The organism is Candidatus Poriferisodalis sp., from assembly GCF_965221945.1.
In the GTDB taxonomy this organism is placed as follows: domain Bacteria; phylum Actinomycetota; class Acidimicrobiia; order Acidimicrobiales; family Poriferisodalaceae; genus Poriferisodalis.
In genome coordinates this window covers 1,357,497-1,370,827 of the sequence record NZ_OZ244925.1, presented here as the reverse complement: position 1 = coordinate 1,370,827, position 13,331 = coordinate 1,357,497, and the positions used below count along the sequence as shown (strand labels likewise).

Genomic DNA, 13,331 nt, shown 5'->3' with positions numbered 1-13,331 from the left:
CGGAGGATGAGTGTGAATCTGGTTCGGAAGCCACCGGGCCACACTACGCCTCGCTGCGGGTCGCACAGCAGCCGTGCGGACCCCCGCTGGAGCACACGACGCAGCCACCACGGTGGGCTCACAAGCGCGGAACTAGTGTGTGGCGGGCCGATACCGCGCTGAGGGGGCACGCATGGATCCGAGCCCAGAAGTACTGCTGGATATGCACCGACGCATGGTGCGCATCCGTCATTTCGAGGAGTCTGCCGGGCGGCTGGCCGAGCAGAACCGGCTGCCGGGATTCCTGCACCTGTACGTGGGGGAGGAAGCGGTTGCTGCAGGAGTGTGCGCCAACCTCGATGATGATGACCAGATCAGCTCGACCCACCGGGGCCACGGGCACTTGGTGGCAAAGGGTGGCGACTACAGCCAAATGATGGCTGAGCTGATGGGCAAGGCCACCGGCTACTGCGGGGGCAAGGGCGGCTCCATGCACATCTGCGATCTCGACTTGGGAATGCTCGGTGCGAACGGCATCGTCGGCGGCGGTGTGCCCATCGCTGTCGGCGCCGGGTTCGCGAATAAGTACCGGGGCAACGACCGGGTCTCGGTGGTGTTCTTCGGCGACGGCGCCTCGAATATCGGGGCGTTCCATGAGGCTGCAAACATGGCGGCGGCATTGTCGTTGCCGGTGCTGTTCGTCTGCGAGAACAACGAGTACGGCGAGTTCACGCCACGTGAGCGCACGATGGCCATCACCGATGTGGTGGACCGAGCTGCCGGCTACGGGATGCCCGGGGCAATCGTGGACGGCATGGACGTGGTGGCGGTGTGGGAGGCAGCCAACGAGGCCGTCAGCCGGGCCCGTCGGGGTGAAGGGCCCTCGTTCATCGAGGCCAAGACATACCGCTTCTACAACCACCACGGGGTGCAGACGCTCGGCATGAAATACCGCTCCGACGACGAGCTCGCACAATGGAAACAACGAGACCCGATCGAGCTGTTCGAAGATCGCCTGGCGGCGGCCGGCGTGCTCGATGCCGACGGTGCTCAAGCCGTTCATGATGCCGCCGAGGCCGACATCGAAGCGGCGATCGCATTTGCCGAAGAGAGTCCGCTGCCCGACCCGGACAATCTGCTGGCCGACGTCTACACCGGCGCCAACTTGACCGCAGCCGCGTACTCAGGAGCATCATCATGACCGCCACTGCCAATGCCACTGCCGGTGCCTCAGGACGCAGCATCGCCTATGGAGCTGCTTTCGCCGAGGGGCTCGCACAGATGATGGAGGCCGACCCGAATGTGTTCGTGGCCGGTGAGGACGTCGGTCGAGCCGGGGGAGTGTTCGGTTCGTTCCGCGGGCTGAACAAGCGCTTCGGCGATATGCGGGTCGTGGACACGCCGATCAGCGAACAGGCCATCGTGGGTCTCGGCACCGGGGCAGCGGTCAGCGGCCTGAGGCCGGTCGTGGACCTGATGTTCATGGACTTCATGCTCGTTGCCATGGATCAGATCGTGAACCAGGCAGCGAAGCTGAAGTACATGTTCGGCGGCAAGGCCACGCTGCCGCTCACGATCACCACGAGTGCCGGAGCAGGGCTGTCGGCCGCAGCTCAGCACAGTCAGAGCCTCGAGGCCATGTTGTGCCACATCCCGGGCCTCAAGGTGGTCATGCCGTCGAACCCGTACGACGCGAAGGGCCTGCTGATCTCGTGCATTCGTGACGACAACCCGACGGTGTTTGTGAAGCACAAGCGCCTGCTGGGCATCCGTGGGGACGTTCCCCCCGACACCTACGAAGTGCCGTTGGGCTCGGCCAGCATCGTGCGGCCCGGCGACGACATCACCGTGGTGACGTACGGCCGGATGGTGCACGAGGCCACATCGGCTGCTGATGCGCTCGCGGCAGAGGGGATCGAGTGCGACGTGATCGACCTCCGCACGTTGCAACCGCTCGATATCGAGACGGTGATCCGATCGGCGCAGAGGACAAACCGCGTCGCCGTGGTGCACGAGGCGGTCCGATTCGGCGGCCTCGGCGGTGAGATCGCGTCGCAGATTGCTGAGGAGGCATTCGACTATCTCGATGCTCCGATCGAGCGCGTCGGCGCGCCGTTCAGCCCGGTGCCATTCAGTCCCGTGCTCGAGAAGGAATGGGTGCCCAACGCCGAGATGATCGGCGAGCGAATCCGAGCACTCGCGGCCTCGTGACGAAGGCTGCTGGCCCGACGGTCGGCATCGTTGCTAACCCGCTGGCCGGCAAGGACCTAAGAAGGCTCACCTCAGGGGCCACACCGGTGTCGGACGCCGTCAAGATCGGTGCAATCCGCCGTGCCGTGGTGGGCGCATTCGAAGGCGGAGCTGAGCGGGTGCTGGTCAGCGGCGACCGGGCGCGACTGGGAGATCGGGCGCTGGCGGGATTTGATCCCTCGGGACCGGTGGAGGTTTTGGAGCCGCACGGCTGGCATACCGGCCGCGACTCCCAGTTGGCAGCTGCACGCTTCTGTGAGCTGGGCGTGGGGGCGGTGATCGCGCTGGGCGGCGACGGCACCCAGCGAGATGTCGCGAAAGGCTGGCGAAACGTGCCGCTGGTGCCGCTGGCCGTCGGCACCAACAACGTCTTCCCTTCGCAGTTGGACGCCACCGTTGCCGGCTTCGCGGCAGGAGCGGTGGTGAGCGGTCTCGGGGTTGCGGCAGAGGTGGCAGCCCAGGCAAAGATCATTGACATCACGATGGAGTCGAGTGGCGGCTCAGATATCGCGCTCGTCGATGTGTGCCTGGTGCGGGGCGCGTTTGTGGGTGCACGCGCCGTGTGGGAATCGGCGTCGGTGAGCGAGATTGTCGCTGCCATCGCCGAGCCGGCATCGGTAGGACTGTCAGCCATCGCTGCGGCCGTCGCCCCGGTCGGGCGCCACGAAGCCGGCGGAGTCCATGTCCGCTTGGGGTGCGCGTCGCGCAGTGTGCAACACGGCAGACACATCCGGGCAGCAGTGATGCCCGGCAGCTATTCCGACATCAGCATCGAACATTGCGAGAAGCTGCGATTCGACCAACTGGTCACGTTGCGAGGTCCCGGTGTGCTGACGCTGGACGGAGAGCGCGAGATCGTGCTGGCCCGAGGCGAGAGGGCAGAGGTCACCGTCAATTCCAACGGCCCACAGGTGATCGACGTGGGCGCAGCGGTTGCGGCGGCACAGCGACGGCGCTACCCCGTCGGGCCTGCGGTTGCGAGCGGCTGAGCGAGGGGGCGCCGATGGCCACCGAGTTTGCGATGCCGAAGCTGGGTCTGACGATGGAGTCAGGCACGATCTTGCAGTGGCTGGTACCCGACGGTGCCCAAGTCCGCAGCGGCCAAGCGGTGTTGATCGTCGAGACCGACAAGGTCGAAACCGCGATCGAGGCGTCCGGCAGTGGCGTGCTGGCTCAGACGGGGGATGTCGGCGAGGAATACGCCTGCGGCGTGAGGATCGGTTGGTTCTTGGAACCGGGGGAGTCCCCGCCCGAAGCAGCAGCCGGACCTCGTCAGGCACCAGCGCAGGCTTCCACGGCGCCGCTGTCGCACACGCAGCCGGCAGCCGCCGCTGCGCCGTCTGCAGCACCGGCACGGGTTCCCGGGGAACGTGTCCTGGCGTCGCCTGCAGCCAAGCGTTTGGCGAGGGAACTCGGCGTGGAGTTGGCGGTCATCGCCGGGACAGGTCCCAAAGGCCGCATCACCGAGCGTGACGTGCGAGCAGCGTTGGACGCATCATCTGCTCCGGCCTTGGGCGAAGCAACTCCAATGGCAACAACTGCGCCGGACCTCAGCGCGGCAGTGTCACCGCCAGCAACTCTGGCGGCCCGGCAGCTCGCGGACCTGCTCGGCGTAGACCTACGTATTGTTCGAGCCAGCGCTGCCGATGGCCGTATCTCGCGCGCAGACGTCGCTGTCCACGTACGCGAAGTGCTGGCCCGGCTGAGCCCACCCGTCGAGCCGGCCCGGCCCGCCCCGCCGAGTGCGGCTCCCGAGACGAAGCCCGCCGCAGCGGACGCGGCACCACCACTTGCCCAGACGCCCACGGAGGAGATCCCCTTGCGAGGCATGCGCGGTGTCATCGCGGATCGGATGAGCGCGTCGCTGCGATCAATGGCCCAGCTCACGCTCACGATGGACGTTGACATGAGCGCAGTGGTGGCGGAACGGGCAGCGCTGGCTGAAGCTGACCGCAGCGACAACGGCGTTGGCACCGCCGATGCTGCAGTGCCCGGCTACACCGACTACGTCGTGGCCGCAACTGCCGCTGCGCTGCGTGCCCACCCGCGCATCAATTCCCAGGTCACCGCCGATGCGGTTGCGCTGTTGGGGGACATCCACGTTGGTCTCGCTGTCGCACTCGACGACGGCTTGCTAGTTCCGGTCATCCGCCACACCGACCGATTGAGCCTGAGCGAAATCGCAGCAGAGACGAAGCGCCTCGCCGGCGGCGCGCGCTCCGGAACGCTGGGCTACGACGACTTCCAGGGCGCCACGTTTACGGTCACCGCACTTGGCATGTTCGGCGTCGACGCATTCACGCCGGTCATCAACCCACCGAACACCGCCATCTTGGGCGTGGGCCGTATCCGTAACGAGACCGACTGGTCAGGCGACGCCCCCGCAGCCCGCCCGATGCTCACCCTCTCGCTGACCTGGGATCACCGAGCCTTCGATGGCGCCCCAGCCGCCCGTTTCGCCGGCGCAGTGCGCGACTGGCTCGAATCCCGCTAAGTGTCGATGTAGCTGCGCTTCGCGACCTCTTCGAGCATGACTTCTGTGGCGCCGCCGCCGATGGGCAGCAGGCGCGCATCGCGGCACATCCGCTCGATGGTCGACTCGCGCATGTAGCCGATGCCGCCGTGGAACTGCATGCAGTCGTACATGACCTGATTCACGACTTCGGCGCCGAGCGCCTTGACGCCTGACATCTCTTTGATGGCGTCGATGCCTTGTTCGGTCAGCCAGGCCGCGTGGTACATCGAGGCGCGCACTGCGTCGACCTTGGCCTGGTTCATTGCCATGCGCTGGCGGATTGCACCCAGGTCGTACAGCGTGGCGTCGAAGGCCTTGCGCTGCTGGGTGTACGCGTTGGTCAGGTCGATGGCGACCTGTGCTGCGCCGATGCCCATGCCGACGATCACCATCCGCTCGTTCTGGAAGTTCGCCATGGTGGCGTAGAAGCCCCGGTGCAATTCGCCGAGCAGGTGGTCGTCAGACAGCCACACATCGCGTAGCACGAGTTCGGCGGTGTCCGAGCAGCGCCAGCCGTGCTTGTCGAGCTTGCGAGCCACTTCGAAGCCCTCGGTGTGCGCAGGGACCAGGAACATCGAGATCCCGTAACGGTCATCGGGGTCGGTTCGAGCCGCCAGCACCGTCATGTCGCCGTACACGGCTCCGGTGATGAATGTCTTGGCGCCATTCAGCCGCCACCCGTCACCGTCGTGGACCGCCGTGGTGCGCAGCCCTGCCACGTCGGAACCGGCATCGGGCTCGGTCACCCCGATCGACAGCATGGTGTCGCCGGACTGAATCGAACCCAGCCAGCGCTCAAGCTGTTCGTCGGACCCCGCATTGAGCAGATGGGGCAGCGCCATGTCGGTGTGCACCAGCACATTTGCTTCGAAGCCCGCGTACGTAGAAGTGCCGAGCGCCTCGGAAAATACGGCCGAGGCGAGCGGACCGAGGCCCAATCCACCCCACCGTTCAGGCACCCGCAGCGAGAACATCCCCAGCTCGCCCATCTGTTTGTAGATCTCACGCGGAACTTGGCCGGCTTCCTCCCAGGCATCGCCGACCGGGGTGACCTCGTTGGCGACGAAGGCGACGGTTTGCTCGTAGATCGCCTGCAGTTCGTCGCTCATGTAGATGTTGCGATGGACGGTGCTCACTGATTCAGCTGGCAGATACTGGGGCGGAACCCTGCTTGACCAGTTCTTCGAGCGGGTCGCCGCGGCGGAACCGCTCGACCAGCAGGTCGGCGTCGAAATCCACGCCGATGGGGTTCGCCTCGAAGGTCTCCGAGCGCATGAAGTCCATGCACTCATCCATTGTCGGGTAGTTCTCGATCTGGAACTCCACACCGTTGCCGTCGGGGTCGGCGTAGTACATCGAGGTGGTGGGGCCGTGGTTGATGGTCCGCACCGGCATGATGTCCGCCGCCTTGAGGCGTTCGTAGAGGTCGAGGAGGTCGCCGAAGCTGCCCATTGAGTAGGCGATGTGCTCAAGGGTCCCCTTGCGAGAGTCGTAGCGACCGGGCTGGCCACGGTTCACGAATGCCAGCCGGTGATGCTCGTCGTCGTAGGAGATGAACGAGATGAACCCGCCGTTGTGGACGACCTTGGCGTCGAGCACCGTGCACCACCACGACTGGAGGCGCTCGATGTCGTCGGTGCGAAAGACGGCGTGCGCCATCTTGATCGGCTTTGCCATGTCCAGCCTCCCCGCGGTGGTCGGTATTCGGGGGCGACGCTTCACTCTTGCCGGCAGTGATACCTCTGCATCGCCCTGCCGCTCAGCTTAGGTCGATGCCCTCGAGGTGACCGGTCGAGCGCTACTCGTCCAGTATGCGGAAGAACTTGATCGGGCCGGCGCCATACATAGCAGTGAAGAATCCGTCCGGGTTCCCGAGCTTGCCTTCGAAGTTTCCTCCCGTGTAGTCGTAGTCCCAGCGGCTGGTGTGAAACGTGTGCCCCTCGTAGGAGTCGATGCCACCGATGCCTGGCAGCTTGGTACGCCAAACCGGACACGTCCTGGCACCGACAGGGCAATGGTTCGTGGACAATCGTCCACGGCATGAGAGAATCGGCGCTCGTGCAGAGGGTCATCGCCTTGGACATGGAGGGTGTGCTGACGCCCGAGATCTGGATCGCGGTGGCCGAGCGCACCGGGATCGCCGAGTTGCGACGCACGACCCGCGACGAGCCGGACTACGACACCCTGATGCAGTACCGAATCGACTTGCTCAACTCCCATGAAGTGACGCTGAGTCAGATCCGGCAGGTGATCGCTGAGCTGCCGCTGCTGGAAGGGGCCCGAGAATTCCTCGACGAACTCCGGCGCCAGTGGGTCGTCCTGCTGTTGTCCGACACGTTTGAGCAGTTCGACGACCACTTCCTGGAGCTGATGGGTTACCCACATCTGCTTTGTCACCGGCTCGACGTGGCTGATGGACGCCTGCTGGGATGGCGCCGCCGTGTCGAAGACGCAAAACAACGCGCCGTCGTCGCGTACCGGGAGCTCAACTATCACGTGACCGCGGTCGGAGATTCCTACAACGACCTGACGATGCTGCGAGCAGCAGACGTCGCGAGCCTGTTCAGATGCCCCGCAGCGGTAGCCGAGGCGAATCCGGACCTGCCCGCGGCATCCGACTACGGCGAACTGCTGCGCTGGATCGAGAGTGTGCACGTGCCGACCGAGCAGAGCGACTGGGACGGCTGAGAAGTCCGGAACAGTTCGGGTCGGACCGGACACGCGGATACGCTGCGAGCCACATTTTCCCCGCAAGAAGAACAGGGACGGAGCAGAGCAATGGCGATTGAGGTCGGCGATCAGATTCCCGATGTGACACTGCGTGTACTGGACGAGACCGGCATGCCAGCGCCCGTGCAGTCCAGCGAGATGCTGGGCAGCGGCAAGGTGGTGCTGTTCGCTGTGCCGGGCGCGTTTACGCCCGGGTGCACCAACGTGCATCTCCCCGGCTATGTCGAAGGTGCCTCCGAACTTGCCGGCAAGGGTGTTGACAAGGTCGTGTGCGTCTCGGTGAATGATGCCTGGACGATGCACGCCTGGGCCGAGGCCAACGGTGCGCAGGGCATCGAAATGGCCGCCGACGGCAACGGCGAGTTCGCCGAGGCCATGGGCCTTGTCATGGACGGCTCCGGCTTTGGCTTGGGCTCTCGCTCGCGCCGCTACGCAGCGGTTGTCGAGGACGGAACCGTGACGGCGCTCCAGGTCGAGCCCGGGGGTGGAATCGACGTCTCGAGCTGCTCGTCGATCTTGGGAAAGCTCTGATCCCAGCCGGACGCATGGGGGACTGCGACGCCGCCGCCAGGCCGACGTCGCAGCGCTCATGACAACCGACGCGCCGGCATCTGTCGACGCGTCAATGGTTGCGACATCGAAGTTGCATCTCGGTTTCGACGTCGGCGGGACGAAGATCTTCGGCGTCGCGACCGATGGCGCTGGCACGCTTCAGCGGACGGTGCGCGAGCCCACACCCAGAGGTGCCGGAGCGCTCGTGGAGTGTCTGGTTCAGATGGTCGGCGCGCTGGCGCCCGATCAGGGCCCTGCGTCGGTCGGTGTCGGCATAGCAGGGCTGATCACCAACTCCGGGCGGGTGACAGTCTCGCCCAATCTCGTCGGCGTGGACGGTGCAGACATCGGGGCTCGGCTCAGCGACGAGCTGGGCATGCCAGTTGCCTTGGACAACGAAGTGAATTGCGCCGCTCGTTGGGAATTGGCGGCCGGGGCGGCGCGAGGCGTACGTAATGGCGTCATGGTGGCCGTCGGTACTGGAATCGGCGGGGCCTTCATGCTTGGCGGCGAGGTACTTCGCGGTGCGGTGGGACTCGCTGGCGAGCCGGGGCACATGATTGTGGCCGCTGGCGGGCGCGAATGTGCCTGCGGGCGGAAGGGTTGCTGGGAGGCCTACGCGTCGGGTTCCGCACTGGATCGGATGGCCAGCGAGCGTCTCGGCGATGGCGCGCGTGGCCCGGACGTGACCGAGGCTGCCCGGCAGGGAGACACCATTGCGCTCGGAGTGCTGGACGAGTTCGCATACTGGCTCGCGCTGGGCATATCGAATCTCTGCATCCTGACGGACCCTGAAATGGTGGTGATCGGCGGGGGACTCAGCGAGGACTGGGACCTGCTCGCCGGATCGCTGGATGTGCTGCTGACCGAGATGCTCATTGGTCGATCGGACACCTTGCACCCCAAGGTGGTTCCCTCACAAGCCGGCGAACTCTCAGCGGCTCTGGGTGCCGCCCTTGGTGGCGCCCGTGCGGACAGTGCCGCCCTTGGTGGCGCCCGTGCGGATTCCGGTTCGTGCGTGGCTGCCCCTCGCGAGTGATGTGAGACCACTGCGCGCAGCCGTGCTGGCGTTGTTGACGGCAGCAGCCGGCCTGCTGCCCACGCTGGCGGCCGTGCGCATGAACGCCTCAGCCGATGAAGCCGCCGTCTACGCCGCTGCGCTTCGCACTCCGGTGTTCGCTCCCGCGGACCCTCTCGACCCCGACGATCCCGATGGCGGGAACGAGGCGTTGGCGTCGGCAGTGCCGCTCCTGCGGGCCGAACGCGCACCGGACGCGTTGTGGCGGGCGGCGCAGGAACACCACATCGGGACCGAGATGACGGCGTTCAGCTTGGACTGGCCCGAGCCGCACTGCCTCGCGATCTGGATCGACGGCACCGAAGTGTTCTCGAGCGATGTCGAAGTGGTGATTCCCGCTTCGGTTCAAAAGCTCATTACTGCCGCAGCGGCGCTTGCAGTGGTTGACCCTGCCGAGCAACTGGTCACCCAGGTGCTCACCGATGCCGAGATCGTCGACGGCGTACTCGACGGCACGGTCTGGGTCGTCGGCGGCGGCGATCCGCTGATCATGACTCAGTCGTACGCGGATTCGCATCGTCGCCAGCCGCAATTGCGCACGCCGATGGAGGATCTCGCAGACGAACTCGTCGGCCTGGGCATCCGATCGTTGCGCGGCAAGCTCATCGCCGATGAGTCGCGCTATGACGCGAACCGCTTTCCCGAGACATGGCCTCAGCGATACGTCACCCAGCTGCACAGCGGGCCGCTCTCGGCACTGAGCCTCAATGACGGCATCACGGGCTTCACGACCGCCTTGACCGCGGCCGTACACCCGGCGCGCTGGTTCGTGTCCACGCTGGCGGACCTGCTGACCGTGCGTGGCGTCTCGGTGGATGTCGAAATCGACGTCTCAGCCGCGCCGAGCGGCATGACCGAGATAGCGCGGCTGAAGTCACCGCCGCTCATCGAGATCATCCAGCAGATGCTGCGGGAGAGCGACAACACGACTGCGGAGCTCATGCTGCGCGAGATCGGTCTGCGAAGTGCCGGTGAGGGCTCGACCCCAGCCGGCGCTGCCGCCGCGGCGAGGATCGTGTCGGAGATGCTGCCTCAACAGTCACCACCGGTTGTGGTGGACGGCTCAGGATTGGATCGTCAGAACCAGTTGTCGTGCAGCTTGCTGACAGCTCTGCTCGACAGCTTCGGCACCGACTCGGCCGTGGCAGCGGGGCTCCCGATCGCAGCGCGCACCGGGACGTTGTCGCATCGATTTGCCGAGCACCCGGTGGCGGGCCGGCTGCATGCCAAGACCGGTTTGCTGACGGGGGTCAACTCGTTGGCAGGGTTCGTCCATACAGACAGCGGTACGGTCATGTTCGCCCAGATCCTCAATGGTGTGCCTGTCGATTCCCGGCTGGGTTTGGAACTGCAGGAGTCGTTAGTGGGTCAGCTGTTGCGATACCCAGTGGGTGATGCGGCAGCCCTGCGAGGATTGACGCGTGGCCCCGCCTGAACAAGACCCGGACCCCGGCCAAGGGCGACACGAGGCTCGCGAACGAACCGAGTCCGATGTCGCGCGCGAGTGGGCTGAGTCCGATGTCGCTCGCGAACGAGCGATGTTCCCTCTTGGTTCCCCGCTGCTGCCTGGTGCCGTGCTGCCGCTCCACATTTTTGAGCCCCGCTACCGGGCCCTTGCACGGCGGTGTACCAGCAACGATGAACCGTTCGGCGTCGTCATGATCGAGCGTGGCAGCGAAGTCGGCGGCGGGGATGTCCGTTCCGACGTGGGCTGCTTGGCATCCGTCGCGCAGCACCAAGAACTGCCCGACGGGCGATGGGTGATGCTCGCCACCGGTGGTCCGCGGATCCGCATCGCCGAATGGCTGCCGGACGATCCCTACCCGCGTGCTATGACGATCATCTGGCCCGACGAGCCTTCCGAGGTGGATTCGCAGACGCGCAGAGCGACGGTGGCGCGGCTCCGGCGGTTGCGAGCATTGGCCTCGGAAATCGGTGCCATGGGAGTCACCGCGGCTGAGTCAGCAGCGATCGACGACCACCTGGCGCAACTTGGGGAGGCCACGACGGACGCGACGGACTGGTCGTTCCAATTGGCGGCACTCGTACCTGCAGGTCCCTTCGATCGCTACGCCATGCTCAGCGCACCCGATCCGGCTGACCGTGTCGAGGTGATCGCAGGGGTGCTTGACGGCGTGGAAGAACTGCTGGGCGGCCGGTAGCGTCGCCACACGGGCCTGGGCGGCCCGCTCATGTCCAGCGGCGGACAATGTGCCTGAGCAGGCTGCACTCTCGCAGTCTGTGCCCAGCGGATGGTGCCTGAGCGAGTAATGCCACGACGAGACGTCGGCCTGCGAGCCGAGCTTTCCGAATTGGCCGCCATGTTGCGGGCCTACGTCGTTCAGGAAACGGTGGGCCCGCTGCGTGGGATCGGCCGCTATCTGTTGTTCGGATTTCTCGGTGGGGTCGGAGTGAGCCTCTCGGTCGTGCTTGGCGCATTGGCGCTGGTGCGCGTCCTGCAGACCGAGACCACCGTCTTCGGTGCCAACTGGTCATTCGTGCCGCACTTGGCTGGCGCCGCCGTGCTGATCGTGGCGATTGTCACCATGGCGCGGGCGATTCGGCCCAAGGACGACGCCGCCAGACTGGCGCCGGACATCGAACGGTTCGATGACGGGGCGACCGAACGCGGAGAAGGCTGAGAACGACGTGGCCGAAACTTTCGAATCCAGCACCGACGGGCAGCGCATCACACCTCAGGACATTTCCGATCGCGTACGGCAGCTCATCGGTGGAGCCGGCAATGCTGCAGAGCAAGTGTCGAGTGCCGCCGTCGCGGTGGCCGCCGCGATCGGGACGGGTCTTGTGCTGGCCGCATTCCTGTTCGGTCGGCGCCGTGGGCGCCGCCGCAACACGATCGTCGAAGTCGTCCGGGTGTAGTCCGGGTTCACGACATGCGGTGGGCGTGAACATGGCAGCAAAGCGACGCATCGGAGGGCTGAAGGCTCGGACCATGGATGTCCTGTGGCGGCGAGCGCGGTCGGGCAACGGCAAGTGGCTGGCAGCGGCGATCGTCGTCAGTGGGCTCCGGCTGCTCGTGCGAATATCGAGGCGCAAGCGCGAGGTGGTGTTCAGCGGCGAGCTGGCGCCGGGTGAAGAACTCGCGATCCGGCACACCACACGCAGCTACGGCGAGGACAATTCGTCGGCGGATCAGATGTGAGCCACTCCGAAGCCGCGCCCGAGCACACGGCGCGCGACGACGCCGGCGAACAGCGAGGGGGCGAGCTGCGACCGGGTGAGACCGTGCTCATGATCGATAGTCGCCAGCGGCGATACCTCGTGTCGCTCAGCGAAGGCGGCGAGTTTCACACCCACGCCGGAGTGGTGTCTCACGACGAGATCATCGGATCGCCCGAGGGCTCGCAATATCGCAGTGGCTCGGGAGCCCGGTTCATAGCCATGCGACCGACGCTCGCCGACAGAGTGTTGAAGATGCCGCGCGGGGCCCAAGTCATCTATCCCAAGGATCTTGGCGCCATCTGGATGTTGGCCGATCTTGGAGCGGGCATGCAGGTGTTCGAAACCGGTGTGGGCTCGGGTGCGCTGTCGGCGACCCTGCTTCGCGCGGGTGCAATCGTCACCGGCTACGAGTTGCGGGACGATTTCGCCGAACGGGCTGCGGTCAATGTGGCGAGTGCAGAGGGGTCAGAGGCGCTCGACCGCTACGACGTTCAACTGCGCGACGCCTACGAATCAGTCGATCCCCCTCGACTTGGTTCCAGTTCCCAAGCTCGTGCCCCGGGCTCTGGCAGCGCCCAGTACGACCGGGCAGTCCTGGACATCCCTGAGCCTTGGCGGGTGGCGGTGCATCTGCCCGGTCGGCTGCGGCTTGGCGGAATCCTCGTCGCCTACAACCCGTCGGTGACCCAGGTGCAACAACTTCGCCGAACGCTTGACGACGGTCCATGGGCGTTCGTCGAGACCATCGAGGTGCTGCATCGCAGCTGGCACGTGCAGGGGGCCTCGGTACGACCTGACCATCGCATGGTTGCCCACACCGGTTTCTTGACACACGCCCGATTGATCGAGGAGTGACGCGCCCCATCGCCTCCCGCACACGAACCGAACCCCGGCGCCAGGCACGAACACCCCAACGCGCCGCAGCGTGGCTAACGCGGACGCTGTGCGCAGCTCTGCTGGCTGCCCCAGTGGGAGGCTGCGCTCGAGAACCCGACGATGCCGGACGGGAAGGGTCCCTGGTCCAACCGGTTGCTCGGATCGAGA

At 65.8% G+C, this 13,331-nt stretch carries 16 protein-coding genes; 13 read left to right on the top strand and 3 right to left on the bottom strand.

From position 1 onward, the window contains the following. Nucleotides 1–172 precede the first annotated feature (172 nt). The 4 genes from ACOQPH_RS06360 to ACOQPH_RS06345 are packed head-to-tail and all read left to right on the top strand — an operon-like array spanning nt 173 to nt 4,723. On the top strand, nt 173–1,180 hold the full coding sequence (locus ACOQPH_RS06360; RefSeq protein WP_419553287.1) for a thiamine pyrophosphate-dependent dehydrogenase E1 component subunit alpha: 1,008 nt from the start codon (nt 173–175) through the stop codon (nt 1,178–1,180). Further along, complete coding sequence (locus ACOQPH_RS06355; protein ID WP_420623875.1) at nt 1,177–2,190, top strand: alpha-ketoacid dehydrogenase subunit beta; 1,014 nt, start codon at nt 1,177–1,179, stop codon at nt 2,188–2,190. Before ACOQPH_RS06360 ends, ACOQPH_RS06355 begins: the two co-directional genes overlap by 4 nt. Further along, complete coding sequence (locus tag ACOQPH_RS06350; RefSeq protein WP_420623874.1) at nt 2,187–3,218, top strand: NAD(+)/NADH kinase; 1,032 nt, start codon at nt 2,187–2,189, stop codon at nt 3,216–3,218. The genes ACOQPH_RS06355 and ACOQPH_RS06350 overlap by 4 nt, the downstream gene beginning before the upstream one ends. Nucleotides 3,219–3,232: 14 nt before the next feature. Beyond that, nucleotides 3,233–4,723 (top strand): 2-oxo acid dehydrogenase subunit E2, encoded by a 1,491-nt coding sequence (locus ACOQPH_RS06345; RefSeq protein WP_420623873.1) that lies wholly within the window; start codon nt 3,233–3,235, stop codon nt 4,721–4,723. Here ACOQPH_RS06345 and ACOQPH_RS06340 read toward each other — a convergent pair. From ACOQPH_RS06340 to ACOQPH_RS06330, 3 genes are all read right to left on the bottom strand, one after another. Further along, nucleotides 4,720–5,880: an acyl-CoA dehydrogenase family protein gene (locus tag ACOQPH_RS06340; protein WP_420623872.1), complete on the bottom strand. Its 1,161-nt coding sequence runs from the start codon at nt 5,878–5,880 to the stop codon at nt 4,720–4,722. The genes ACOQPH_RS06345 and ACOQPH_RS06340 overlap by 4 nt on opposite strands. 4 nt (nt 5,881–5,884) lie before the next feature. Further along, nucleotides 5,885–6,421 carry a VOC family protein gene (locus tag ACOQPH_RS06335; RefSeq protein ID WP_420623871.1) on the bottom strand — a complete coding sequence of 179 codons (537 nt, stop codon included), beginning with the start codon at nt 6,419–6,421 and terminating at the stop codon, nt 5,885–5,887. A gap of 121 nt (nt 6,422–6,542) precedes the next feature. Beyond that, complete coding sequence (locus ACOQPH_RS06330; RefSeq protein ID WP_420623870.1) at nt 6,543–6,773, bottom strand: hypothetical protein; 231 nt, start codon at nt 6,771–6,773, stop codon at nt 6,543–6,545. An 11-nt stretch (nt 6,774–6,784) separates the two neighbouring features. Between ACOQPH_RS06330 and thrH the strand changes: the two genes are divergently transcribed. The 9 genes from thrH to ACOQPH_RS06285 all read left to right on the top strand — a co-directional run bounded on the left by thrH (nt 6,785) and on the right by ACOQPH_RS06285 (nt 13,142). After that, nucleotides 6,785–7,432, top strand: a complete 648-nt coding sequence (thrH, locus tag ACOQPH_RS06325) for a bifunctional phosphoserine phosphatase/homoserine phosphotransferase ThrH (protein ID WP_420623869.1) — start codon at nt 6,785–6,787, stop codon at nt 7,430–7,432. A 90-nt stretch (nt 7,433–7,522) separates the two neighbouring features. Beyond that, complete coding sequence (locus ACOQPH_RS06320; protein ID WP_420623868.1) at nt 7,523–8,005, top strand: peroxiredoxin; 483 nt, start codon at nt 7,523–7,525, stop codon at nt 8,003–8,005. A gap of 58 nt (nt 8,006–8,063) precedes the next feature. Beyond that, nucleotides 8,064–9,065 (top strand): ROK family protein, encoded by a 1,002-nt coding sequence (locus tag ACOQPH_RS06315; RefSeq protein ID WP_420623867.1) that lies wholly within the window; start codon nt 8,064–8,066, stop codon nt 9,063–9,065. Continuing rightward, nucleotides 9,025–10,539: a D-alanyl-D-alanine carboxypeptidase/D-alanyl-D-alanine endopeptidase gene (dacB, locus tag ACOQPH_RS06310; protein ID WP_420623866.1), complete on the top strand. Its 1,515-nt coding sequence runs from the start codon at nt 9,025–9,027 to the stop codon at nt 10,537–10,539. The genes ACOQPH_RS06315 and dacB overlap by 41 nt, the downstream gene beginning before the upstream one ends. Further along, nucleotides 10,526–11,266 (top strand): LON peptidase substrate-binding domain-containing protein, encoded by a 741-nt coding sequence (locus ACOQPH_RS06305; RefSeq protein WP_420623865.1) that lies wholly within the window; start codon nt 10,526–10,528, stop codon nt 11,264–11,266. Before dacB ends, ACOQPH_RS06305 begins: the two co-directional genes overlap by 14 nt. 108 nt (nt 11,267–11,374) lie before the next feature. Continuing rightward, nucleotides 11,375–11,746, top strand: a complete 372-nt coding sequence (locus ACOQPH_RS06300; RefSeq protein ID WP_420623864.1) for a hypothetical protein — start codon at nt 11,375–11,377, stop codon at nt 11,744–11,746. Between the two features lie 7 nt (nt 11,747–11,753). Continuing rightward, nucleotides 11,754–11,984, top strand: coding sequence for a hypothetical protein (locus tag ACOQPH_RS06295; protein WP_420623863.1), 231 nt, complete (start codon nt 11,754–11,756; stop codon nt 11,982–11,984). Between the two features lie 31 nt (nt 11,985–12,015). Further along, nucleotides 12,016–12,267: a hypothetical protein gene (locus ACOQPH_RS06290; protein WP_420623862.1), complete on the top strand. Its 252-nt coding sequence runs from the start codon at nt 12,016–12,018 to the stop codon at nt 12,265–12,267. Then, nucleotides 12,264–13,142 (top strand): tRNA (adenine-N1)-methyltransferase, encoded by an 879-nt coding sequence (locus ACOQPH_RS06285; protein WP_420623861.1) that lies wholly within the window; start codon nt 12,264–12,266, stop codon nt 13,140–13,142. The genes ACOQPH_RS06290 and ACOQPH_RS06285 overlap by 4 nt, the downstream gene beginning before the upstream one ends. Nucleotides 13,143–13,331 lie beyond the last annotated feature (189 nt).